Origin of the sequence: Pantoea sp. R13S299, from assembly GCF_048515925.1 — a bacterium.
Taxonomy (GTDB): domain Bacteria; phylum Pseudomonadota; class Gammaproteobacteria; order Enterobacterales; family Enterobacteriaceae; genus Pantoea.
The window spans coordinates 16,567-36,882 of record NZ_JBLYEF010000001.1 but is presented as its reverse complement, the minus strand read 5'-3'; the positions used below and the strand labels follow the sequence as shown (position 1 = coordinate 36,882).

20 protein-coding genes are annotated in these 20,316 nt (G+C 56.6%); 6 read left to right on the top strand and 14 right to left on the bottom strand.

Annotation, left to right across the window (positions count from 1 at the left end):
• The first annotated feature begins 164 nt into the window (after positions 1 to 164).
• The gene (gene dpaA, locus ACN1CO_RS00200; RefSeq protein ID WP_419136770.1) at positions 165 to 908 is read left to right on the top strand and encodes a peptidoglycan meso-diaminopimelic acid protein amidase; all 744 of its coding nucleotides are present in this window, start codon (positions 165 to 167) and stop codon (positions 906 to 908) included.
• Here dpaA and ACN1CO_RS00195 read toward each other — a convergent pair.
• Both ACN1CO_RS00195 and lpcA read right to left on the bottom strand, forming a co-directional pair.
• Entirely contained in the window at positions 879 to 1,646 is a 768-nt protein-coding gene (locus tag ACN1CO_RS00195; protein ID WP_136197263.1) for a class II glutamine amidotransferase, read from the bottom strand. The two genes, dpaA and ACN1CO_RS00195, sit on opposite strands and share 30 nt — an antisense overlap.
• Positions 1,647 to 1,697: 51 nt before the next feature.
• Positions 1,698 to 2,276 (bottom strand): D-sedoheptulose 7-phosphate isomerase, encoded by a 579-nt coding sequence (gene lpcA / locus ACN1CO_RS00190; protein WP_031374980.1) that lies wholly within the window; start codon positions 2,274 to 2,276, stop codon positions 1,698 to 1,700.
• A gap of 253 nt (positions 2,277 to 2,529) precedes the next feature.
• Between lpcA and fadE the strand changes: the two genes are divergently transcribed.
• Entirely contained in the window at positions 2,530 to 4,980 is a 2,451-nt protein-coding gene (fadE, locus tag ACN1CO_RS00185) for an acyl-CoA dehydrogenase FadE (RefSeq protein ID WP_419136767.1), read from the top strand.
• A gap of 58 nt (positions 4,981 to 5,038) precedes the next feature.
• On the opposite strand, the gene mtnK is transcribed toward fadE, so the two are convergent.
• The gene (gene mtnK / locus ACN1CO_RS00180) at positions 5,039 to 6,238 is read right to left on the bottom strand and encodes an S-methyl-5-thioribose kinase (RefSeq protein ID WP_419136765.1); all 1,200 of its coding nucleotides are present in this window, start codon (positions 6,236 to 6,238) and stop codon (positions 5,039 to 5,041) included.
• Positions 6,239 to 6,359: 121 nt separating this feature from the next.
• Between mtnK and mtnA the strand changes: the two genes are divergently transcribed.
• Positions 6,360 to 7,382, top strand: a complete 1,023-nt coding sequence (mtnA, locus tag ACN1CO_RS00175) for an S-methyl-5-thioribose-1-phosphate isomerase (protein WP_419136763.1) — start codon at positions 6,360 to 6,362, stop codon at positions 7,380 to 7,382.
• Between the two features lie 45 nt (positions 7,383 to 7,427).
• Here mtnA and ACN1CO_RS00170 read toward each other — a convergent pair whose 3' ends face one another.
• The 3 genes from ACN1CO_RS00170 to ACN1CO_RS00160 are packed head-to-tail and all read right to left on the bottom strand — an operon-like array spanning position 7,428 to position 9,266.
• Entirely contained in the window at positions 7,428 to 7,970 is a 543-nt protein-coding gene (locus tag ACN1CO_RS00170) for a 1,2-dihydroxy-3-keto-5-methylthiopentene dioxygenase (RefSeq protein WP_136197732.1), read from the bottom strand.
• Between the two features lies 1 nt (position 7,971).
• On the bottom strand, positions 7,972 to 8,655 hold the full coding sequence (gene mtnC / locus ACN1CO_RS00165) for an acireductone synthase (RefSeq protein WP_419136761.1): 684 nt from the start codon (positions 8,653 to 8,655) through the stop codon (positions 7,972 to 7,974).
• Entirely contained in the window at positions 8,652 to 9,266 is a 615-nt protein-coding gene (locus ACN1CO_RS00160) for a methylthioribulose 1-phosphate dehydratase (RefSeq protein WP_419136759.1), read from the bottom strand. The genes mtnC and ACN1CO_RS00160 overlap by 4 nt, the downstream gene beginning before the upstream one ends.
• A 296-nt stretch (positions 9,267 to 9,562) precedes the next feature.
• Here ACN1CO_RS00160 and ACN1CO_RS00155 point away from each other — a divergent pair, with 296 nt between their 5' ends.
• The 3 genes from ACN1CO_RS00155 (at position 9,563) to ACN1CO_RS00145 (ending at position 12,373) form a co-directional block, all read left to right on the top strand.
• The gene (locus tag ACN1CO_RS00155) at positions 9,563 to 10,723 is read left to right on the top strand and encodes a pyridoxal phosphate-dependent aminotransferase (protein ID WP_419136757.1); all 1,161 of its coding nucleotides are present in this window, start codon (positions 9,563 to 9,565) and stop codon (positions 10,721 to 10,723) included.
• Positions 10,711 to 11,478 (top strand): amidohydrolase, encoded by a 768-nt coding sequence (locus tag ACN1CO_RS00150; protein WP_419136755.1) that lies wholly within the window; start codon positions 10,711 to 10,713, stop codon positions 11,476 to 11,478. Before ACN1CO_RS00155 ends, ACN1CO_RS00150 begins: the two co-directional genes overlap by 13 nt.
• 469 nt (positions 11,479 to 11,947) lie before the next feature.
• Positions 11,948 to 12,373 (top strand): hypothetical protein, encoded by a 426-nt coding sequence (locus ACN1CO_RS00145; protein WP_419136753.1) that lies wholly within the window; start codon positions 11,948 to 11,950, stop codon positions 12,371 to 12,373.
• Here ACN1CO_RS00145 and ACN1CO_RS00140 read toward each other — a convergent pair.
• The 8 genes from ACN1CO_RS00140 to ACN1CO_RS00105 form a co-directional block, all read right to left on the bottom strand.
• Positions 12,370 to 14,739 (bottom strand): hypothetical protein, encoded by a 2,370-nt coding sequence (locus tag ACN1CO_RS00140; protein WP_419136751.1) that lies wholly within the window; start codon positions 14,737 to 14,739, stop codon positions 12,370 to 12,372. The genes ACN1CO_RS00145 and ACN1CO_RS00140 overlap by 4 nt on opposite strands.
• Before the next feature lie 203 nt (positions 14,740 to 14,942).
• Positions 14,943 to 15,278 (bottom strand): hydroxyisourate hydrolase, encoded by a 336-nt coding sequence (gene uraH / locus ACN1CO_RS00135; RefSeq protein WP_161734521.1) that lies wholly within the window; start codon positions 15,276 to 15,278, stop codon positions 14,943 to 14,945.
• Positions 15,275 to 15,769: a 2-oxo-4-hydroxy-4-carboxy-5-ureidoimidazoline decarboxylase gene (gene uraD / locus ACN1CO_RS00130; RefSeq protein ID WP_419136749.1), complete on the bottom strand. Its 495-nt coding sequence runs from the start codon at positions 15,767 to 15,769 to the stop codon at positions 15,275 to 15,277. Before uraD ends, uraH begins: the two co-directional genes overlap by 4 nt.
• 2 nt (positions 15,770 to 15,771) lie before the next feature.
• Positions 15,772 to 17,025, bottom strand: a complete 1,254-nt coding sequence (gene hpxK, locus ACN1CO_RS00125; protein ID WP_419136748.1) for an allantoate amidohydrolase — start codon at positions 17,023 to 17,025, stop codon at positions 15,772 to 15,774.
• Entirely contained in the window at positions 17,022 to 18,257 is a 1,236-nt protein-coding gene (locus ACN1CO_RS00120; protein ID WP_419138946.1) for a pyridoxal-phosphate-dependent aminotransferase family protein, read from the bottom strand. The genes hpxK and ACN1CO_RS00120 overlap by 4 nt, the downstream gene beginning before the upstream one ends.
• Positions 18,258 to 18,279: 22 nt before the next feature.
• Entirely contained in the window at positions 18,280 to 19,011 is a 732-nt protein-coding gene (locus ACN1CO_RS00115; protein WP_419136746.1) for an amino acid ABC transporter ATP-binding protein, read from the bottom strand.
• Positions 18,992 to 19,648 carry an amino acid ABC transporter permease gene (locus ACN1CO_RS00110; protein WP_179897149.1) on the bottom strand — a complete coding sequence of 219 codons (657 nt, stop codon included), beginning with the start codon at positions 19,646 to 19,648 and terminating at the stop codon, positions 18,992 to 18,994. The genes ACN1CO_RS00115 and ACN1CO_RS00110 overlap by 20 nt, the downstream gene beginning before the upstream one ends.
• On the bottom strand, positions 19,648 to 20,316 hold the full coding sequence (locus ACN1CO_RS00105; protein ID WP_090963442.1) for an amino acid ABC transporter permease: 669 nt from the start codon (positions 20,314 to 20,316) through the stop codon (positions 19,648 to 19,650). The genes ACN1CO_RS00110 and ACN1CO_RS00105 overlap by 1 nt, the downstream gene beginning before the upstream one ends.

Here is a 20,316-nt window from a genome sequence, read left to right as displayed (position 1 = left end):
TTTGTGGCCGAATATCTTTCAGTAAATCGCGAATCTGGCTGCCTGCGTATTGCTAAAAAAACAGACAATGTTTAATGTTGCGCTGCGGTAGCGGACAGTTCCGATAATGCAAACAGAGACGCACAATTTGCGTCATGTTCTCTTCACCTCAAGGTATACACAGCATGGGCAAAATCGCACTCCTGTTTGCGATGATTTTACTGCCAGCCCTCAGCATGGCAATGACACCCGAACCCGTCTCAACGGCACCGGTCAGCAAAGAATTAAAGAAGCAGTTACTGGGTACCCCGGTCTATATTCAGATCTTCAAGGAAGAACGCACACTCGAACTCTACGGCAAAATCGGTAACGAATACCGCCTGCTGGATACCTACCGCATCTGTAACTTTTCTGGCGGCCTCGGCCCGAAACGCCGTGAAGGCGATTTCAAAAGCCCGGAAGGTTTTTACAACGTGAAGCTGAATCAGCTGAAGCCGGATAGCCGTTTTTATCGCGCGATCAACATTGGCTTCCCGAATCAGTTCGATCGGAATCAGGGCTACAGCGGTAACTACCTGATGATTCATGGCGACTGTAAGTCGATTGGCTGCTATGCCATGACTAACGCCTATATGGATGAGATTTTTACTTATGTGAACGCAGCGCTGCGTAATGGCCAGCAGGATGTCAGCATCAGCATCTATCCGTTCCGCATGACCGACAGCAACATGCAGCGTCACCGCTACTCCAGCGATGCTGGTTTCTGGCAGCAGTTGCAGCCGGGATACGCCTACTTCGCTAAATATCACCAGCCGCCGATGGTCAATGTCGCCAGCGGTAAATATGTGATGAACAGCAGCCCGGCACCGGTTTTAGCCAGTCCCGAAGCGGCTTCCCGTTCATTCCTGGCGCTCTCCAAGGCAGAATAACGCCCATTCACCTGGCGCAATCCGCTGCCAGGTTTCATTGGCCGTCAGGGGCTGCGTAGCAATCACCGTCACCACGTCATGCGGCGTGGTGTGCTGCTGGAAATCGACCTCCACATCCTGATCCAGCAACTGCGCCCGGCCAAAGGGTGCGCGGCGGGTGATCCAGAACAGGTTAGTGGAGCAGAAGGCCATCAGATACCGGCCATCTGACAGAAGCATGTTAAACACGCCCTTCTGCCGCAACGTGACGGCCAGCTCCCCGATAAAACGAAACACCGCAGGCCAGTTGCCCGGCGTGCGCGGATAGCGTGTCGCCAGCTGATGCAGGATCCAGCAGAACGCCTTCTCGCTGTCCGTTTCGCCTACCGGCCGGAATGTGCCGGTCTCCAGTTGCCGGTAGCCCTTAAGCTGACCGTTGTGCGCATAGGTCCAGTTACGGCCCCACAGCTCGCGGGTAAACGGATGGGTATTTTCCAGCGACACCTGACCGCGATTCGCCTGGCGGATATGCGCCACCACCGAATGCGATTTGATCGGATATTCCTGCACCAGACGCGCAATCGGCGAGTTAAAGCTCGGCAGCGGATCTTTAAACGTACGACAACCTTTATCTTCGTAAAAGGTAATGCCCCAGCCATCTTTGTGAGGCCCGGTTCCACCGCCACGCTGAACCAGTCCGGTAAAGCTGAAGCAGATATCCGTAGGAACATTGGCGCTCATCCCGAGCAATTCGCACATAGCCACCGCCTCTGATTTTGCGGCCTCCCGTCAGGCAGGAGGCCAGCGCTGTTATTTCACCATCTCTTTTTCGATCAGCAGCATCAGGATGTGGATCACTTTAATGTGAATCTCCTGGATGCGATCGGCATAACCAAAGTGTGGCACCCGGATTTCAATGTCGGCACTGCCTGCCATCTTACCGCCATCTTTACCGGTCAGGGTGATCACTTTCATCCCCTGAGCACGGGCAGCTTCAATCGCTTTAATGATGTTGGCAGAGTTACCGGAGGTTGAGAGGCCCAGCAGCACATCGCCCGGACGCCCGACCGCTTCCACATAACGTGAGAAGACATAGTCATAACCAAAGTCATTACTGACGCAGGAGAGATGGCTGACATCCGAGATGGCAATCGCCGGATAGCCAGGACGATTTTCACGGTAGCGACCGGTCAGCTCTTCGGCGAAATGCATCGCATCGCAATGTGAACCGCCATTACCACAGGAAAGCACCTTGCCGCCTGCCTTAAAGCTGTCAGCCAGCAGCACCGCAGCACGTTGGATCGCATGGATATTGGCGTCGTCGCTGAGGAATTTATTCAGCGTATCAGCAGCTTCATTAAGCTCAGAGCGGATGATGTCCTGGTACATAGGGATGTCCTTTTTTAGGAGAGGTTAATCGCAGCAAGTTTAACGGAATGGCCGGTAAGCGCAAAGCGTCATGCCACACAGGGCCAGGCAGCGACGGCAATTATCATTGCCGCAGGTGCTGCAAAAATGGGCTAAAAACGGTTTTTGTGAGGCAGGTTGTAATTGCGATGTAAACAAATTGATAAATCCAGCCAACTACTCTAAACCTCTCTACACAACAGGTCAGACCTCTTACTTCCTGGAGCGGTTCATCATGATAATTGTTTCAATATTTGCCACGCTGGCGCTGATTGGCGCTCTGTTCTATCACCGCCTGTCGTTACGGCTCAGCAGCGCAATCCTGTTGCTGTGGACTGCAGCGATGGCTGTTGCTCATCTCTGGACGCCGTGGCTGCTGCTGCCGCTGGCGATCATTCTGCTGCCGTTTAACCTGCCGTCGCTGCGTCGCAGCCTGTTTTCAGCGCCGATCTTTCAGCGCTTCAAAAAGGTGATGCCACCGATGTCGCGCACCGAGAAAGAAGCGATCGATGCGGGCACCACCTGGTGGGAAGGCGATCTGTTCCAGGGCAAACCGGACTGGCAGAAGCTGCACAACTATCCGCAGCCGCGCCTCACCGCCGAAGAGCAGGCTTTTCTCGATGGCCCGGTTGAAGAAGCGTGCCGTATGGCCAACGATTTCCAGATCACCCATGAGCTGGCCGATATGCCGCCGGAACTCTGGGCATACCTGAAAGAGCATCGTTTCTTCGCGATGATTATCAAGAAAGAGTATGGCGGGCTGGATTTCTCCGCCTATGCGCAGGCCTGCGTGCTGCAAAAACTGTCGGGCGTTTCCGGGATTCTGGCGATTACCGTCGGTGTGCCTAACTCACTGGGTCCGGGCGAACTGCTGCAGCACTACGGCACCGAAGAGCAGAAAAATCACTATTTACCCCGGCTGGCACGCGGCGACGAGATCCCCTGCTTTGCGCTGACCAGCCCGGAAGCGGGTTCAGATGCCGGTGCGATTCCTGATACCGGCGTCGTCTGCATGGGCGAATGGAAAGGTCAGCAGGTGCTGGGCATGCGCCTGACCTGGAACAAACGCTACATCACACTGGCACCGATCGCCACCGTGCTGGGCCTGGCGTTTAAACTCTCCGACCCGGATCATCTGCTTAGCGACAATGAGAATCCTGGCATTACCTGTGCGCTGATTCCAACGAATACCCCCGGCGTGGAAATCGGCCATCGCCACTTCCCGCTTAACGTGCCGTTCCAGAACGGACCGACGCGCGGCAACGATATCTTTGTGCCGATTGACTATATTATCGGCGGCCCGGAAATGGCCGGTCAGGGCTGGCGGATGCTGGTGGAGTGTCTGTCAGTGGGTCGCGGTATTACGCTGCCATCAAACTCAACCGGCAGCCTGAAAAGTGTGGCGCTGGCGACGGGCGCGTATGCCCATATCCGTCGTCAGTTCCGCGTCTCTATCGGTAAGATGGAAGGGATTGAAGAGCCGCTGGCGCGCATCGCCGGTAACGCTTATGTAATGGATGCGGCGGCCACGCTGATTACGGCCGGGATTATGCAGGGTGAAAAACCGGCGGTGCTGTCGGCGATTGTGAAATATCACTGCACCCATCGCGGTCAGCGCGCCATTATCGACGCCATGGATATTGCCGGTGGTAAAGGCATTATGCTCGGCAACAGCAACTTCCTGGCCCGTGCTTATCAGGGTGCGCCTATCGCGATTACCGTAGAAGGCGCGAACATTCTGACGCGCAGCATGATTATCTTTGGACAGGGCGCGATTCGCTGCCATCCGTATGTGCTGCAGGAGATGGCGGCCGCAGCCAGCAATGATGTTAACGCATTTGATCAGGCGCTGTTCAGCCATATCGGTCACGTGGGCAGCAGCACTATGCGCAGCCTGTGGCTGGGATTAACCGCCGGACGCACCAGCGCCAGCCCGACCCGCGATGGCACCCGCCGTTATTACCAGCACCTGAACCGCATCAGTGCCAACCTGGCGTTGCTCTCTGATGTGTCGATGGCGGTACTGGGCGGCAGCCTGAAACGTCGCGAGCGTATCTCGGCGCGTCTGGGCGATGTGCTGAGCCAGCTCTATCTCGCCTCGGCGACGCTGAAACGCTATGACGATGAAGGCCGTAACGAAGCCGATATGCCGCTGGTTCACTGGGGCGTGCAGGATGCGCTGCATCAGGCCGAAGTCGCCATCGACGATCTGCTGCGCAACTTCCCGAACCGTCTGGTGGCAGGCGCATTGCGGATGACGATTTTTGCAGGCGGTCATCACTGCTCTGCTCCGTCTGACCGCCTGGATCATCAACTGGCAAAAATGCTGCAGCAGCCGTCAGCTACCCGTAGCCGTCTGGGCCGTGGCATGTACCTGACGCCAAGCGAGCACAACCCTGCCGGTCAGCTGGAACAGGCGCTGCAGGATGTGATGGCGGCAGAAGTGATTCATGACAGGCTGTGCAAACAGACGAAGCAGCATCTCTCCTTTACCCGTCTTGACGCGCTGGCGAAGCGTGCGCTGGAGCAGGGCTGGATTGATGCTAAAGAGGCTGATGTGCTGAAGCGTGCTGAATCCAGTCGTCTGCGTTCGATTAACGTCGATGAGTTTGAGCCGGAGGCACTGGCAGTACCGGTGCCCGAGAAAGCCCCTCAGCCTGCATCACGGGAGAGTGAGGCGGCATAGGATTAGCTTTGTCTGAGCCAGTACTGTTTTAAGAGGCCGACATGATGTCGGCCTTTTTTTATCCTGCCTGACGGATGCGGGCAATCAACGCATCCACATCTTCTACGTGATCGGCTGCCAGAATCAGCGTGCGTCCCAGGTTAATCGCATTACGGATGCAGTTGGTTCGCATCGCCGGATCGGCAATCAGCTTCATATCCGCCACATGTGACATCCCCACCGTGCGGCGAATCAGTTCGGTGCCGCAGTAACCGATGGTATCGGCCCACACTTTACGCAGAAATGCTTCCGCATAGCCTGGATAAGCCAGCGCCTCATCGCGGGTTTTCTCTGCTGCCAGCGCCAGGAAGCCTGAAGCAAAGGTCGTCCAGACTTTATGCACATCGCTGAGGCGCTGCTCGCGTGCATCGGCCGCTTCACGCGGAGCCAGCAGACCCGGCAGGCCGCAGTAGTTAATCAGCAGATTACCGATGGCGGTGCCTACATCAAAACCGATGGGACCAAAATAACCAAACTCCGCATCAATCGCTTTCAGGCTGCCGTCCGCCACGAAAATCGAGCCGCTGTGAATATCCCCATGCAGCAGCGCTTCAGCGTGGGCAAAGAAGCGATGTTTAAGACCGCCCACCGCAATGCGCAGTGCATCGTCATTGCGCAGGCTGGCGACCAGCGGTTCAAGCGCTTCGGGATAACTGTTGCGCTCATGATTCGTGTAGGGATCGTTGAAGAAAAGATCTTCGGTGATTTCACACATTTCCGGATTAATGAAACGCGCCACTTCGGCTTTTTTCTGATGCGGATGCAGGATGAAATCGGAGGTATGGAACAGGGTTTGTGCCAGATAGTCGCCTAACTGCTGAGCGGCTTCCGGGTAATAAGTGCCCTTCACCAGCTCGCCGCGCCAGATACGATGGCTGGAGAGATCTTCCATCACCATCACCGCCAAATCCGCATCATAATGGGTGATCTTCACCGTGTGCTGCGGACAATGTTTATAGTGCTCGACCAGCGTCTGCGCTTCCAGCCGCGCCCGATCCAGCGTCAGCGGCCAGGACTCCCCCACGCAGCGCACATAGGGCAGTGCCTGCTTGACGATAACGCGACTGTTGCCCTGATCGTCATAAATCTTAAACACCAGGTTGAGGTTGCCATCACCAATCTCTTCTGCGCTGCTCAGCGCGGCAGGATTGTCCACGCCGCCAAATTGTCGGGCATATTCCACAGCATCAGCAGCAGTAAAGGTACGGTATTGCGACATTGCCTGTTCCTCATCATTCGAAGGGGGTCACTCAGGTGTAATAAGCCGTTCAGACGTCTATACATCCGTCCAGCATGTTGGCACAATACGCATCATTAACGCAACATGGATTTCACCCACAATGCAGACACTTCAAACCACCAGTTTACAGGTTCGTGACAATCAGCTCTGGATTCTGGACCAGCAGGCGCTGCCGCAGCAGAAAAACTGGCTGCCCGCACACAGTGTGCCTCAGCTGATTGAACATATTCATGCGCTGCGGGTGCGCGGTGCGCCGCTGATCGGCCTCTCCGCCTCGCTGCTGCTGGCGCTGCTGGCAGAACAGGGACAGATGCGCCCTGAGCTGACACAGGCGCTGGAGACGCTGCGCGCCGCCCGCCCTACTGCCGTCAACCTGATGAACAATCTTGACCGGATGAAAGTGGCGCTGGCTCAGCCGGACTTTGCCCCCGCGCTGGCTCAGGAAGCCTGGCGGCTGGTGCAGGAAGATAAGCAACTGTGTGACGCTATCGCTGATGCCGGTTGCTCGCGGGTGAAACCCAACAGCCAGTTGCTGACCCACTGCAATACCGGTGGGCTAGCCACCGCGGGAGTCGGCACCGCGCTGGGCGTCATTGCCCGCGCCCATCAGCAGGGGCTGATTAAAAATGTCTGGGTTGATGAGACCCGTCCGCTGTTACAGGGCGGCCGCTTAACCGCCTGGGAGCTGGGCGAACTGGCGATTCCCTACACTCTGATTACTGATTCCATGGCCGCCAGCCTGATGGCCCGTGGAGAGGTAGATGCGGTGTGGGTTGGCGCTGACCGCATTGCCGCCAATGGCGATGTGGCGAATAAAATCGGCACCTACAGCCTGGCGGTGCTGGCGCATTATCATCAGATTCCGTTTTACGTAGCGGCTCCGCATACCACGCTGGATCGCAGTTGTCCTGACGGCGCAGCGATTCCTATTGAGCAGCGTGCCGCCAGCGAAGTGACGGGCGTTGCCGGCAGTTTTGGCAGCGTGCAGTGGGCACCGGAAGCGGCGAATGTCTATAACCCGGCATTTGATGTTACGCCCGCCACCCTGATCAGCGGCTGGGTACTGGACACTGGCGTAGTGACGCCTGACCAGGTGCAAAGCGGCATCTTCCAGCCGCAGTAACGGTCTGCGAGGCGTTTGCCGCTATGGCAGACGCCTCGTGACAGATTAGGCCAGACGCGGATAGGCATCCGCGATCTTATCGCCGGTAAAGTTCGCTACCCAGCCTTCCTGATTATCGAAAATCCGGATCGCCGTGAAGTGCGGTGACGATCCCATATCAAACCAGTGCGGCGTTCCCGCAGGCACCGAGATCAGATCGTTTTTTTCGCACAGGATCTGCAGGATCTCACCATCCAGATGCAGACAGAACAGCCCTGCACCCTCGACAAAGAAACGCACCTCATCTTCACCGTGCGTATGTTCAGAGAGAAACTTCTCGCGCAGCACGGTTTTCTGCGGATTATCGGCGCGCATGCTGATCACGTCCCAGCTCTGATAGCCCTTCTCCGCCACCAGCCGATCGATCGCATGCTGATAGGCGTTGATCACCGTTGCGGGATCCGGGTTTTCACCCAAATCGCGATCGGCTTCCCAGCGTTCAAAACGGACGCCTTTGGCGTTCAGGCGGTCACGAATCGCTTCCGCGTCAGTGCTGTGCCACACCGGCTGGCTGGCTTCGCGGTCGGTAAAAATAGTCAGTGCGCTCATCCTAAATCGACTCCGGGTTAATCTGGGAAAAATCCGTCACCTGACGATGGCGGCTCTCGTCGTCCGCATCGCCACGCAGTAATTGCAACGTCTGCCAGCCCGCCTCTGCGGCGGCATCCAGCTCCTGATGAATATCAGAGAGAAACAGCAGCTGCTCCGCTGGCTGGCCAATTTCAGCGGCGATAGCGCGATAAGACGCGACTTCGCGTTTGGCGCCAACGTGAGTGTCAAAATAGCCGCTGAACAGGTCAGTAATATCACCTTCGTCGCTGTAGCCAAATAACAATTTCTGCGCCGCAACCGAGCCGGAGGAATATACATAGAGTTCAATACCCTGCGCCTTCCAGCGGCTCAGCGCAGGCAGGACATCGGGATAAAGATGGCCGGTAAAACTGCCGTTCACGTAGCCATCGCGCCAGATCATGCCCTGCAGCGCTTTCAGGCCGGTGGATTTGCGATCCTGGTCCATAAAGCCCAGCAGAATCTCTGTCACGCCGGCCAGATCGGCCTGCGGCTGACCGGCCTCTTCACGCACCGACTGCAGCGCCGCCGCCACGTCGGGCTGCTGCATATTGTCACGCACGAAGTCCGGCAGATGTTTGCGGGCATAGGGAAACAGGATGTTATGTACAAAGCGGATATCGCTGGTGGTACCTTCGATATCAGTAACAATGGCGCGAATCATGCTTTCTCCAGCAGGCGACGTTGACGTTCACATTCGAATAAAAATTCCAGACCTTCCAGATGACGGCGCGCTTCGCTGACATCCCGGCCCCAGCAGGTTAAGCCGTGGCCGCGTAGCAGGAAGGCATAACGCAGCGGAAAGCGGGCGGCGTAATCTTCAATTTCTGACGCCAGCGCCGCGATGTCCTGGCTGTTGTCGAACACCGGAATCGCCAGCGTATCCAGATGGGTGTGCTGGCCGGTTAACGATTTCTGCATCTCATAGCCGTGGAGCAGCAGCGCCGCGCCCTGCTCCACCCGCGACAACACGGTCGAATTCACCGTGTGGGTATGCAGCACCGCGCCCGCCTCGGGAAAGAGGCGATAGATCATCGTGTGCAGCCCGGTTTCTGCCGACGGCTTACGGCCAGAAAGCGACTGGCTGGTGGCAATATCGACCTCGATAAAGTCATCCCGCGTCAGCGAGCCTTTATCTTTGCCCGATTCACTCAGCAGGCAGACATGTTCATCGCGGCGCACGGACATATTCCCGCCGGTGGCCGGTGCCCAGCCTTTCTCGCCAATCCAGTGACAGGCGGCGACCAGCTGATCTAACGGAAGACTCTGCGACATAAAGGTTCCTTGCGGTGAAATGTAATCCCGGATAAGTACGCGCCGCTGACACGCGGAGCATGACGCATGTAAATGCGAAATGATCCGTGTGTCAGCAAGGCGGCAAGCGCGCTTATCCCGGGGAGCTTACATGAGTAAGTGACTCGGGTAAGCAAGCGCTGCCAACGCCGCTGACGCGCGGAGCATGAAGCATTTAGCCGTCTAAGCGTCTTGATTGCCAAATACTACCATCCTGTTTATAGTGGCACAAACACCGGGTGACACCGCATCAATCTTCGCGCTTAAGGCCTGACACCATGACGCAGCACAACCTGATCCCCGAGAGTAAACTCCCTTTGCTCGGCACCACGATTTTCAGCCAGATGAGTGCGCTGGCGCAGCAACATAACGCCATCAATTTGTCTCAGGGCTTTCCTGATTTCAGCGGGCCCGACTATCTGCAGCAGCGGCTGGCGTATCACGTCAGCCAGGGCGCGAACCAGTATGCGCCGATGACCGGTGCGCTGCCGTTGCGTGAGGCGATTGCAGAGAAAACCGCGCGGCTTTATGACTATCGTCCTGATGTGGATGCGGAAATCACGGTGACGGCGGGCGCAACCGAAGCGCTTTATGCGGCAATTACCGCGCTGGTACGTCCGGGCGATGAGGTCATCTGCTTTGATCCCAGCTACGACAGCTATGCGCCTGCAGTGGAGTTGTCGGGCGGCGTGATGAAACGCATTACGCTGCAGCCGCCCGCGTTTCGGGTGGACTGGCAGGCGTTTGCTGCGCTGCTGAGTGACAAAACCCGGCTGGTGATCCTGAATACGCCGCACAATCCTTCGGCAACCGTCTGGCAGCAGGAAGATTTCGCCGCGCTGTGGCAGGCGATTGCTCAACACACAATCTATGTGCTGAGCGACGAAGTCTATGAGCATATCTGCTTCGATGAGGCGGGCCACGCCAGCGTGCTGGCACATTCCGAGCTGCGTCAGCGCGCTATCGCGGTGTCGTCGTTTGGTAAGACGTTCCACATGACCGGCTGGAAAGTGGGTTACTGCATTGCCCCTGCGGCAATCAGCGCTGAACTGCGCAAGGTGCATCAGTATCTGACCTTCTCGGTGAATACCCCGGCGCAGCTGGCGATCGCCGATATGCTACGTGAGCATCCGGAACACTATCTTGAGCTGCCAGCGTTTTATCGCGATCGCCGCGATCGGCTGGCAACGGCGCTGAGCAACAGCCGCTTTAAGGTGCTGCCCTGCGAAGGCACCTACTTTTTGCTGGTCGATTACAGCGCCATCTCCGACCTGGATGATGTCAGTTTCTGCCAGTGGCTGACCTGTGAAGTCGGAGTCGCCGCGATTCCCCTGTCGGTGTTCTGCGCCGATGCTTTCCCCTATAAACTGATTCGCCTCTGTTTTGCCAAACAGCCGGCGACTTTAGATGCCGCCGCGGAGCGCTTATGTCAGCTTTGAAAATCACGCTGTTGCAGGAGACGCTGAGCTGGATGGATGGCGAGGCCAATCTGCGCCATTTCGACGAGCAGCTGGCCGGACTCACCGGACGCGATCTGATTATCCTGCCAGAGATGTTTACTACCGGCTTTGCGATGGAGGCGGCGAAAAGCTCGCTGCCACAGGCGCAGGTCATTGAGTGGCTGCATCAGCATGCCCGCCGCACCGATGCCCTGGTCGGCGGCAGCGCGGCGATCCAGACAGAACACGGCGCGGTAAACCGTTTCCTGTTGGTTGAGCCGGACGGCACGCTGCATCAGTATGATAAGCGTCACCTGTTCCGCATGGCGGAAGAGCATCACCACTATCAGCCTGGCGAACAGCGTCAGGTGTTCGAGTGGCGCGGCTGGCGCATCCTGCCGCAAATCTGTTACGACCTGCGCTTCCCGGTCTTCTCGCGCAACCGCAATGACTACGATCTGGCGCTCTATGTCGCCAACTGGCCAGCGCCACGCGCGTTGCACTGGCAGGCGCTGCTGTTAGCGCGGGCGATTGAAAATCAGGCTTATGTGGCAGGCTGTAACCGCGTCGGCAGTGACGGCAATCAGCATCAATACAGCGGCGACAGCCAGATTATTTCGCCGCAAGGCGAGATCCTCAGCGCCGCCGAGCCGCATCAGCGCGCCCGGCTGGATGCCGAACTGTCACTGGACGCGCTGAATGCTTACCGCGAGCGTTTCCCGGCCTGGCAGGATGCGGACCGCTTTTCGCTGTAAGAGCCGAAATTAACTTCTATTACGTGACCTGCAATATCTGGTGAGGGATCACCACTCATGTTAATCACCACAAACGCAGACTTCTATTAAGATGTAGCCAGCGTGTATTAAGATGTAGCCGGCATGTCCAGCTGTACAACGAGAGCAGATCTGCCTCCGCTGGGAACGTTATCTTCAGACCACCCTAAAAGAAACGATAATTTTCCAGTAGCAATAGTCATTGTTTTAAGGAAATTTTAATTAAGATATTAGATATCCTGAGTTGATGATCTGACAACTGGTACGTTTAGAGGATAATATTTCGTTTCAGCACGCCAACGAGATAATTAGCCATTTAAGTCATTTACCAACTAACTACCCTTCGCTAAAATCATCTCTGATGCGTTTTTATTTACATGCAAACAGATTGGTTGCACACTGAAAAAGCATAAAAAACCATTACCCACTCTTAATAAGTTAAGGAAATGTTATGCACACAAGGAAAATACACATCTTTATTCAGCTTGCATTAATAGCACTAACTTTTAACGTCAGCGCTAATGAGCCTATTTTTAAATGCAAGCTCAATAAAAATAAACAACTCATTCTTTATAAGAACACTAACAGCATAACTTATTCCTTCGGAAAAATCGGTTTCAAACCAGAACTGGAATTGAGTAGAAAAAAAGAACAAATTGATATTGATCTGGAAAATCTATCGGGCAGATATGCAACTAACTCCATTGAATTTACTAATGGGAAATTTTCTTATAAAATAACAACTGGTGTTGATAGAATAGCTAACGAACAAAAACCATCCACCTCATTAACAGTGATAGAAAACAACATTGAACTCACTACCCTTCAATGTATAAAAGGTAGTGAGGAAGGTTCTCTGCTAAACATCAATGACTAATCAAAAACACCATGGAAGATTTTCTTTTTCAGAAAATCCTCCATGTTATTGAATCTTTTATTTTTCTCGCTCATTGAAAGCCCACTATTGATAATATTCGTCACTTCAACTGAAGCATTAAGTGAGTAACCTCCATCCGCTTTTAGATACATTTTTCCATCATCCCAGAAAAACAAAGCAGATCTCACTGCATACTTTATATTATCAGCCACCATCTCAGGGTTATTTACGAAATCTACAACCTCATTCCACTTTCGTGTGTTGTACTCTGTAAATCGTTTATAATTATCCTTTCCAGTAAGCTGTTTCATCCCTCTCCCTCTATAAAGCCACCCATCTCCTTGCATATTATTCCCATTTCTGGATCCATAGGCTTTATTAGCTATATTTATTTGATTTGCTATGTGTTTTTCTGTTCTGCCATCTAATATTTGCTCCGTTGGATGGAGACGGTAATAGGAAAAGAAAACAGGTAAGGCAGTTGATGCATAATTTAAGTTTTCCGTAATAGAAAACTCTGAACCGGTTTCCTGATAAACCTGAGCCATAAAATGATAAAGTCTTTGTTCTGTATTTAAATTGCATAACTCTAAATTAGCATTCAGTTCATCGGCGACTTGCTGCAACGCTTCATCACTGACACTAGCTGTGAGCGTCCAAATCATCCTGAGCATTGCCAGCGTTATTCTTCCGCTGCTGACAGCAATCGCATCAAGAAACACAATCGGATGCATATGCCACAGCGCTTCGCCGCTGCGGATCTCCGGCACCTCTTTCATCCACACCAGTGCATTGATGAAGTCGCGGTTATACAGCGCCATATCCGGATGTTTCTTCGCCTGCTCATCCAGTGCGGCCTGCCACAGGGCCGACATCCCGTCCTTCAGCCACTCGCTGTGGTGCTTCACCACCAGGCGCTCCACCTGATACCGGATGTGCCGCTGGCTGTTGTGCAGAAACCGCCACAGCTCCCCGGCGTCAATCACGCCGTCCCGGTTCGCATCCATCTGCTTCACCAGCAGCCGGTACCTTTCGGTATAGCTGGCTGAGTACATGTCCCGCGTTTCACCCCGGGCCAGCGCTTCCAGCCGGCCGAACACCTCCCGCAGCCAGCCCTCTTTCGGGGTCTGGAAAATGCTCTGCGCCTCCTCCTCCTGCTCCAGCGGCATAAAGCCCCGCTTTTCAAGTTCAAACTGATTCACCTTCTCCACGTCCTCCGCCGCCATCCAGGCGAGTTCACCGGGGATGTGGTACCAGCTCTTTCCGTCCGCCTCCATTCTGCGGCACTCACCTTCCTGCGTGTAGCGCTCCGCGGTACTCATTGACGGGTCGCCATCCACGCCGGCCACCACGAACGTCTTTTCCTTTTCCCGGTACATCCAGCGCGTCCTGCCCGCCAGCGTGTGCAGCTCTGTCATCCCGGTTGTCACTCCGGCCGCATTTGCCAGGAAGCTTTTCATGCGCGCGTCCTGGCTGAACACCTCAAGATGGCAGAAGTGCTCCGGGGCACCGTGCGGCCGCTCACACAGGCCCAGGTGACCGATAACCTCTCCCGCCTTTACCACCGGCGCATTCTCCCCGGAAACCGTCACCACCTGATTAAATACGCCGTGCTTACGGGCAGCCTGCATCCAGGCCGGCAGGGTGTCCTCCTGCCGCTTCACGAACCGGGCCAGACCCGAAATCCAGCCGGACTCTCCGGCAGATAAACCGCTTTTCGCCCCTTCGGGTACCGACACCACGGACACGAAGATAAACGGAGCCGGCCTGCCTTTAAGCAGAAAGGTGGCCTCCTGCTTAACCTCCACCACGGTACCGCGCGGCAGCGTGGTGTGCGTATCCTGTGGCACCTCATAGTGCCTCAGCACATCGCGGGGAACGCTGATGCCCTCACTGAGACCGCCGCGAACCCAGCCCGGAAACGTGTTGTCCTGGCGGATTTTCAGCGTGCCGGCGGTAACGGTTGCGGTCCGGACGCCGGTGACGCCGTACTCAGATAATGGCGCTATCTGCATCCACAGGGTATAGAAATCCAGCCCGTTATCGGGCCTGTCGCTGTCGGGGATGCAGGTGGATTTGATAAGCAGGAAGGTGGAGCTGAATTTCAGCCTCTTTTTTCCGGACGCTGCGGTCTGATAATCATCGTTCAGCCGCCAGGCAACCACGTGACCGTCCGTCATGGATTTCAGGCCGGAGCTGCCAGGTTTACAGACGGCATTGCCGGCAAAGCCATCATACAGGTGGATGCCGCCGTGCCAGTGCTCTGCCTGTTTCATCAGCCAGTATGTGTCCCCCCGGCTTCCCTGCATGGCAGCCATGAACGCCGCTGCTGAATGATAGCCGTCAACCGGCAGTACCATCTTCATCCCGTTCTCCCTGAACTTAGTATGGATATCTGCGCATCATACACCGCTCAGGACTTAACCCAAATCCCCTCAGTGATAAGTTTAAAAAAACGTCCTCCATTAAGGTTTTGAAAATAAAGTTAATCCTTTTCAAATAGCAATAATTAAGAATAAAAAAATCATACAATTATTGTTTTTCAGTTCTACTGGTATCCAAATTTTTCTTAACTGCCGCGATAGGTTGACCACGACCAGGGCGAAATCAGAAACGGCAGATGAAAGTGGCTGCCCGCCTCGGCAATGACAAAATCGATTTGCGCGCTGACGTAGAGCGCATCCCGACCGGCGACGGCAAAATAGTCGCCGATTTCCGCCGTTAAACGGTAGTGGCCCGGCGTCAACGGCTCCGGCGTCAGATCTTTCAGGCGTCCGTCGCTGTCCGTTTCACCCTGTGAAATCGGAAACCAGCCTTCCGGGCTGTTCTGCTCCAGTGAGATCGCCACGCCGCTGGCTGGTTTGCCCAGCGCTGTGTCGAGAATATGGGTGGTCACGGTACTCATTGAATCGTCTCCTTAAGGCGTAACAGGGTAATTTCACGCAGCTGATCCAGCGCTTCCTGCTGCTCGGTAACCTCACTATTCTGCAACCGACGCTGCAACTCTGCCAGCATCTGCTCGCCGCTGCGCCCTTTCGCGCGGATCAGAAACACCCGGCCAAAACGCGCTTCGTACGCCTGATTCCCCTGCTGCATCGCCTGTTGCAGAGCGTGGTCGGCCTGCTGCATCGCGGACTGCTCACCACGCGACAACGCTGCCTCTTTATCCGCGCCGCTCGCGCGTTCACCGATGCGGGGATGCGCCGACAGGGCCGCCTCCAGCTCGGGCTGCTGCCACTGGCGCGCCAGCGCATCGGCGGTTGCCAGCAGCGCCTCAGTGGTGGCAAAAGGCCGTGCCGCCACCAGCAACTGCTGCCAGTGCGGGATCGCCACACAGTGCCGGATGGCCGCCTGCGCTTCGTCAGCTGCCAGCTGATTGAATGCGGCTAATTCCATGTTCAACTCCGTCCGGCAATCAGCGAGACCGCCTGTAAATAGGCCTGCAGCGCAGGTGCCACATCGTCCACCGCCACCGACTCCGCCGGATGATGGCTGATGCCGCGATGGTTACGCACAAATAACATGCCGACCGGCCAGCGTTCAGCGATGGCGATGGCGTCGTGCCCGGCACCGCTGGGTAGCGACAGACTGCGGCCCTGCACCGTTTCCACCGCATGGCTTAGCGCCTGTTGCAGCGCGGAGTCACAGGCGGTGGCACCGATGCGATAATATTCGTTCGACTCGAAGCGAAGTCCACGGCGCAGCGCAATCGCCTCAGCCTGCGTTAACAGGCTGGAGAGCAGCGTTTCCAGCGGATTATCCAGCGGACCGCGCACATCCAGCGACAGCGACACCTCGCCAGGGATCACATTGACCGCACCCGGCGCACAGTTAATGGTGCCGACGGTGGCGACCAGCTGCGAATCCTGCTCACGGGTTGTCTGCTCGATAAACACCATCCACTCGGCAGCGGCGGCCAGCGCATCTTTGCGGTGGGTCATCGGCACCGTGCCCGCATGGCCCGCTTCTCCGGTGAAACGACAGTTAAGGCGGCGCGCACCGTTGATCGCCGTGACCACGCCCAGCGCCAGATCCTCCTGCTCCAGGCAGGGACCCTGTTCGATGTGCAGCTCAAGATATCCGACGATGTCCTCAACCCGCCGCGCCGCAGAGGCGATCCTGTCGCTGTCGAGCCCGACATCGGCCATCGCCTGCGCCACGGTGATGCCGTTGCCGTCAGGATGCGTCACCCAGCTTTGCGGCCAGCTGCCGGTAATACCGCGACTGCCGAGCAGCGTAATGCCAAAACGGGTGCCCTCTTCGTCGCCAAAGCCAATCACCTCAATCGCCAGCGGCAGGCGGCGCTGGTGTTCGTTAAGCCACTGCACCGTTTCAATGGCGCTGAGCACGCCCAGCATCCCGTCGTAACGACCGGCGTTGCGCACCGTGTCGAGATGTGAGCCGAGCAGCAGCGCAGGCGCACCCGCGTCTGCCGCCTCGTAGCGCCCGCAGATATTGCCGACTTCATCCTGCCACACCTGCATCCCCGCCGCCTGCATCCACTCACCGACGCAGGCGTTGGCGCGCAGATGTTCCGGCGAGAGGTAGACGCGGGTCAGCCCCTCAGCCGTTTCGCTGATCGCCGCCAGCGCATCGCAGCGCGCCATAACGCGCTGTGCAGCGGCCTGGGCTTCGCTGGCGCTCATCATCATGCCTGGCTCCCGTAGTGATCCCATGCAGCCTGTGCGCCCGCACCCTGCGGCGTGCGATAACCGACATAGGTCAGCACCGTTTCCAGCGCTGACAGCGTCTGCATCACGCAATCTTTACGCGCGTTATAACCCATGGTGCCGATGCGCCACACTTTGCCATGCAGCGGACCAAACGAGGTGCCAATCTCAATGCCGAAATCTTCCAGCATCAGCTTGCGCACCTGATCGCCATTTACGCCGGAGGGGATCATCACGCCCAGTACGTTATTCATTTTGTTTTTCAGGTCGCCGAAGGTCTCCAGCCCCATCCCCTGAATGCCTTTCAGCATCGCTTCACCGTGCAGTTTGTGACGGGCGATGCCGTTATCCAGTCCCTCCTGCAGGATCAGACGGGCGCACTCACGCGCGCCAAACAGCGCACTGGTGGCTTCGGTATGATGGTTGAGCCGCTCCGGTCCCCAGTAATCCATGATCATGCCGAGATCAAAATAGTTGGAGTAGATCATCTCCTCTTCGCCATCCTGATGCGCCTCGGTGCGGATCCCCTGCTCAACGCATTTGCGTTTGCGAATCACCGCGGCCATCTCTGCGCTCAGGGTGATCGGCGAGGTGCCCGATGGGCCGCCCAGACATTTCTGCATCCCCGCCGAGACGGCATCCAGTCCCCAGGCATCCGTTTCCAGCGCGTTTCCCGCCAGCGAAGCGGTGGCATCGCAGTAGAACAGCACGCCATGCTGTTTGCAGATTGCCCCCAACTGCTCGAGCGGCTGCAGCATGGTGGTCGAGGTGTCGCCCTGTACCGTCAGCAGCAGGCGCGGGCGCACTTTTTTGATCGCATCCTCGATCTGGTCCGGGGTAAAAACTTCGCCCCACGGCACTTCAATGGTGTGAACTTCCGCACGACAGCGGCGGGCAATTTCGCACAGCAGATGACCGAAGCGGCCAAACACCGGCACCAGTACTTTGTCGCCAGGGCGGATAGACGACAGCAGAATCGCTTCGATACCGGCACGAGAGGTGCCATCAATCAGCAGCGTCCAGCGGTTCTCAGTGCGGAACACGCCGCGATAGAGCGCCATCACTTCATTCATATAGTGGGTCATCGCGGGATCGTACTGACCCAGCAACTGACTCGACATGGCGCGCAGCACGCGGGGATCGGCGTTGATCGGTCCCGGTCCCATCAGCAGACGCTGTGGCGGATTGAGTTGCGGGTATTGCGTTATATCCATCATCATTTCCTTTTCCAGATAATCAGAGACGAACCGAAGAGATAAACTGCTTCAGCTCCGGCGTCTGCGGCTGGGCGAACAGCGTTTTACTGTCACCCTGCTCCCAGACGCGCCCCTGATGCATAAAGACCACACGATCGCCCACGTCGCGGGCGAAGCTCATTTCATGAGTGACGAGGATCAGCGTCATTCCCTCTGCCGCCAGCTGCTCCAGAACTTTGAGCACTTCACCCACCAGTTCAGGATCGAGCGCGGAGGTGATCTCATCACAGAGTAAAACTTTTGGCGTCATCGCCAGCGCACGGGCAATCGCCACGCGCTGCTGCTGACCACCGGAGAGGCTGGCAGGATAGTAGTTAAGACGTTCGCCCAGCCCGACCTTCTCCAGCATCTGCGCGGCCAGTTCCCGGCACTCGGCTTCGCTTTTCTTCAGCACCCGGCGCGGCGCCAGCATGACGTTTTCCAGCGCCGTCATATGCGGGAACAGGTTGAAGCTCTGAAACACCATCCCGACCGAGCGGCTGATTTCACGTGCCTGCGAATCGCGGTCAGTGATTGTCATTCCGCCGAGCTTGATGCTGCCCTCCTGATAGCCTTCCAGCCCGTTCATGCAGCGCAGCAGCGTGCTTTTGCCCGATCCGCTACGACCGATGATCGAGATCACCTCGCCCATGTCGATATCCAGATCCACGCCTTTCAACACATGGTTGTCGCCGTAATATTTTTGCACCTGATTAATGGTGATGAGCGGCATTGAATTTTTTCTCCAGATACTGGCTGTAGCGAGACAGCGGATAACACATCAGGAAGTAGCCCAGCGCCACCAGCCCAAAGACTTTAAACGGCTGATAGGTCACGTTGTTCAGAATGGTGCCGGCTTTCGTCAGCTCGATGAAGCCGATAATCGACGCCAGCGCGGTGCCCTTGATCACCTGCACCGCGAATCCTACAGTCGGCGCGATACCGATACGGATCGCCTGCGGTGCCACCACCCGCCACAGCGTCTGACCAAAGGTCAGGCCGAGGCAACGCGACGCTTCCCACTGCCCTTTCGGCAGGGCGCGGATGCTGCCGTACCAGATGTCGACCAGAAAGGCGCTGGTGTAAAAAGTCAGCGCCAGCGAGGCTGCGGTCCAGGGCGCGACATCAATACCAAACAGGCCAACGCCGAAAAACGCCAGGAACAGCTGCATCAGCAGCGGCGTGCCCTGAAACAGCGCGGTGTAACCCCGTATCACGCGCGTCAGCCACTTACGTTGCAGCAGACGCAGAAACAGCAGCGGCAGCGTCACCAGCGTTCCGCCGACAAAAGCCACCAGCGACAGTAACAGGGTCCAGCGCGCCGCCAGCAGCAGGTTGCGCAGGATGTCCCAGTCGGTAAAGGTCGTCATCATGATGGCTGCACTCCAAACCATTTACGGCCAATCGCCAGAAGCAGATGGCGCATCGCTATCGACAACGCCAGGTAGATCAGCGTGGTCACCAGATAGACCTCAAAACTTAAGAAGGTACGCGACTGGATCAGGTTGGCAGCGAAGGTTAGCTCCTCATAGGAGACCTGCGACACCACCGATGAGCCCAGCATTACGATGATGCACTGACTTACCAGCGCCGGATAAATGCGCTGTAACGCAGGCGGCAGCACGACCCGCAGAAACGTCTGGCTGCGGGTTAATCCCAGCACCCGTCCCGCTTCCCACTGCCCTTTAGGCGTCACCTGAATCCCGGCGCGGATAATCTCGGTGCTGTAGGCCCCGAGGTTGATGAGCATCGCCAGCAACGCCGCCTCGCCCGCGGTGAGTTTCATCCCCAGCGCAGGCAGACCGAAAACGATAAAGAACAGTTGCACCACGAACGGCGTATTGCGGATCAGCTCGACATAGATGCCCCACAGGCGGCTCATCCAGCTGGGTTTGCCGCTGCGCAGCGCCGCACCCGCAATGCCCAGCGCCACACCACCGGTGGTCGCCAGCACCGTCAGCTGGATGGTGACCCACAGACCGGAGAGCAGCTCCGGCCAGTAAGGCCACAGGGCGGGAAAGTTAAGTTGCCCGGTCAT

Coding starts and splice junctions, on each gene's coding strand:
- ACN1CO_RS00105 (WP_090963442.1), bottom strand. CDS start 20,316: ATGACCGGGCAACTTAACTTTCCCGCCCTGTGGCCTTACTGGCCGGAG.
- mtnA (WP_419136763.1), top strand. CDS start 6,360: ATGCAGACACTTCAAACCACCAGTTTACAGGTTCGTGACAATCAGCTC.
- ACN1CO_RS00110 (WP_179897149.1), bottom strand. CDS start 19,648: ATGACGACCTTTACCGACTGGGACATCCTGCGCAACCTGCTGCTGGCG.
- uraD (WP_419136749.1), bottom strand. CDS start 15,769: ATGGAATTAGCCGCATTCAATCAGCTGGCAGCTGACGAAGCGCAGGCG.
- fadE (WP_419136767.1), top strand. CDS start 2,530: ATGATAATTGTTTCAATATTTGCCACGCTGGCGCTGATTGGCGCTCTG.
- hpxK (WP_419136748.1), bottom strand. CDS start 17,025: ATGATGATGAGCGCCAGCGAAGCCCAGGCCGCTGCACAGCGCGTTATG.
- dpaA (WP_419136770.1), top strand. CDS start 165: ATGGGCAAAATCGCACTCCTGTTTGCGATGATTTTACTGCCAGCCCTC.
- ACN1CO_RS00170 (WP_136197732.1), bottom strand. CDS start 7,970: ATGAGCGCACTGACTATTTTTACCGACCGCGAAGCCAGCCAGCCGGTG.
- ACN1CO_RS00155 (WP_419136757.1), top strand. CDS start 9,563: ATGACGCAGCACAACCTGATCCCCGAGAGTAAACTCCCTTTGCTCGGC.
- mtnK (WP_419136765.1), bottom strand. CDS start 6,238: ATGTCGCAATACCGTACCTTTACTGCTGCTGATGCTGTGGAATATGCC.
- ACN1CO_RS00150 (WP_419136755.1), top strand. CDS start 10,711: ATGTCAGCTTTGAAAATCACGCTGTTGCAGGAGACGCTGAGCTGGATG.
- ACN1CO_RS00145 (WP_419136753.1), top strand. CDS start 11,948: ATGCACACAAGGAAAATACACATCTTTATTCAGCTTGCATTAATAGCA.
- mtnC (WP_419136761.1), bottom strand. CDS start 8,655: ATGATTCGCGCCATTGTTACTGATATCGAAGGTACCACCAGCGATATC.
- lpcA (WP_031374980.1), bottom strand. CDS start 2,276: ATGTACCAGGACATCATCCGCTCTGAGCTTAATGAAGCTGCTGATACG.
- ACN1CO_RS00160 (WP_419136759.1), bottom strand. CDS start 9,266: ATGTCGCAGAGTCTTCCGTTAGATCAGCTGGTCGCCGCCTGTCACTGG.
- ACN1CO_RS00115 (WP_419136746.1), bottom strand. CDS start 19,011: ATGCCGCTCATCACCATTAATCAGGTGCAAAAATATTACGGCGACAAC.
- ACN1CO_RS00140 (WP_419136751.1), bottom strand. CDS start 14,739: ATGAAGATGGTACTGCCGGTTGACGGCTATCATTCAGCAGCGGCGTTC.
- uraH (WP_161734521.1), bottom strand. CDS start 15,278: ATGAGTACCGTGACCACCCATATTCTCGACACAGCGCTGGGCAAACCA.
- ACN1CO_RS00120 (WP_419138946.1), bottom strand. CDS start 18,257: ATGGATATAACGCAATACCCGCAACTCAATCCGCCACAGCGTCTGCTG.
- ACN1CO_RS00195 (WP_136197263.1), bottom strand. CDS start 1,646: ATGTGCGAATTGCTCGGGATGAGCGCCAATGTTCCTACGGATATCTGC.